The sequence below is a fragment of the Aquidulcibacter paucihalophilus genome, assembly GCF_002105465.1.
GTDB lineage: Bacteria > Pseudomonadota > Alphaproteobacteria > Caulobacterales > Aquidulcibacteraceae > Aquidulcibacter > Aquidulcibacter paucihalophilus.
Genome location: NZ_NCSQ01000121.1, coordinates 1 through 2,061 on the forward strand (window position 1 = coordinate 1; position 2,061 = coordinate 2,061).

Here is a 2,061-nt window from a genome sequence, read left to right on the forward strand (position 1 = left end):
ATACTGACACATCACAAACAGACAATCCCGGACGGCGTCAGACGATCCGGGACCTCCAAGCGCAGGGGTGCAATAGCAAAACGAGGTCGACGGGGCAGAGCTTAGGAATGGCTGAGCTATGGCACCTCCCAAAGGCATGCATCCGATGGCGCATTGTTGAATGATCAAGCCTCAGGCACCCGCGCTTGGTCTCGCGCTCACCCGTTCGTGCCACGCCTTGAGGTGGCTGCAATCCTCTGGGATGGGCGTGCCGATAAAGCTCCCGAAATCCACGGTGGTCAGCGCCATAATGTCGGCAGCGGAAAAAGCCGCGCCTGCGATATAGGCTTTGTCTGCCATCTCCCGGTCGAGCCAATGATAGGCGCGGTCGGCATGGGCGCGATTGCTTTCGCCGAAATCCGTATATTGGGTCAAAAGAGCAGCGGTAAAGGGATGGGTGTGCCGCCAGATTTGGCCAATCGGGCTCATCAATTGCCACTCCACGCGGCGAATCCACATGTCGATTGTCGCGATCTCAAGCGGCGTGGTGCCAAAAAGCGGTGGATTGGGCTGCACAGCTTCCAGATAGCGGCAAATGCTGACGCTCTCGCAGATACAGGTGCCATCATCTAATTCCAGCACGGGGACTTGGCCGAGGCTGTTTTTGGTCAAAAACTCGGGTGCTTTATGCGCACCCTGCCGCATGGGGATATGCACATGCTCTACCTCCAGGCCCTTTTCGGCCAAAAAGATTCGAACGCGACGGGGGTTCGGGGCCGGATTATGTTCGCCATAGAGTTTCATGCGTTTCTTCCACGTTTGCGCCATGAAAAAGGGCCCAAAGCCAAGCTTTGAGCCCTTCTGTAAACTAATCCCGTTTCGGGAGGGTTTTGCGACCCTCTTTGATATCGAGGAAATAGGTCCAAGACGTTTCATTGGGGCGGGCATCATCCAGAGGGGGAGGCGATGTCCAAGCGGGATAATTTTTGGCAATTTCGTCCTTCATCACGGCAGGCAACTGGTCCCAATTGTCCAGCTTGCGGCCATTGGTGTTGAAGTAAATCACGCCCTCGCGGCCGCCCATCCGCATCCATGGCAACCAGTCTGAAATCCGCACCCATGCAACACTGGATTCCGCCGTCGTTCGGGTCGGGTTGACCAAGTCTGAGACTGTGCCCGCAAAATTGAACATTTCGGTGGCGTGATAGGTGCCGCCCACTTCGGCCTGATACTTGCCGCCCAGTGGGTTGGTGTAGAATAAAGGCACCGTAATATTGGTCCACCAATGATCGCCGCTGAGTGTGCCGGTCCAACGGATCGGCTGACCATCACGGCCTGTTAGGTAAGAGGTGGAGTTCACCGGATCATTGGCAACATGCATCACATCAACCACTTCCCCGGTCCAAGGATTGGTCCATTTGCTCAAGACTTTACCAGTTTTGGGGTCGGTATAGATCAAAAGCTCACGCGAGATCAGGCGATAGCCAATGCCGCGCACGGGGTCCTTAACCGTGGCGCAATGCCGAATATTCATGCCCTCGGCGCGGAACAACAGTTTGTCGGCTTCCCCTTGGCGGCGGGAATATGCGTCACCCGCCCAATAATAGGTCACTGCTACGCCATCGCGCAGGTCGCATTGAATCTTGCGATTGGCGGCAAGCACGCCTTCAGGCGTTGATAGATCGAGGGGCGCAGCGGCAGGCGCGGGCGCGACAGCGGGGGCCTTTTTCTTGGGCGCGGCACCGGCTGGACCGGTGAGGGCGGCGAGGCAGGCAGCAACTCCGATAAACATGTGGCGGGCAGTTAGATAGGTCATGACAGCTCCTCTTCTGCTCTTGTCTTAAGCGGCGACTTGCGACTTGTCACCAAAAATTTGTCCGGACAATTGAGGGCACGCAGTGGCATGGACAGGCGGGGCCTGCGCTAAAGTCTTTTAAGCGGAAAACCGCCTTCTGCGACCTCATCCCGGACGGCGAAACCGCGTCCCCAATCTTGTGGCGCGGAGGGCGCGGCGGTCACAGCTTGCCGCTTCCTTCCGGCAGGGATGGCATTGTGGCGGCGGGGAAAGTTTTTTGTCTAGAA

2 protein-coding genes are annotated in these 2,061 nt (G+C 57.2%); both read right to left on the reverse strand.

Features of this window, described 5'->3' with window-relative positions:
• Positions 1-171: 171 nt before the first annotated feature.
• The gene (locus tag B7364_RS08355) at positions 172-783 is read right to left on the reverse strand and encodes a glutathione S-transferase family protein (RefSeq protein WP_085339548.1); all 612 of its coding nucleotides are present in this window, start codon (positions 781-783) and stop codon (positions 172-174) included.
• Between the two features lie 64 nt (positions 784-847).
• On the reverse strand, positions 848-1,795 hold the full coding sequence (locus B7364_RS08360; RefSeq protein ID WP_198534118.1) for a DUF1838 family protein: 948 nt from the start codon (positions 1,793-1,795) through the stop codon (positions 848-850).
• Positions 1,796-2,061 lie beyond the last annotated feature (266 nt).

What these genes read in the sequence shown, in the direction of transcription:
- B7364_RS08360 (WP_198534118.1), bottom strand. Translation starts at nt 1,795, where the DNA reads ATGACCTATCTAACTGCCCGCCACATGTTTATCGGAGTTGCTGCCTGC.
- B7364_RS08355 (WP_085339548.1), bottom strand. Translation starts at nt 783, where the DNA reads ATGAAACTCTATGGCGAACATAATCCGGCCCCGAACCCCCGTCGCGTT.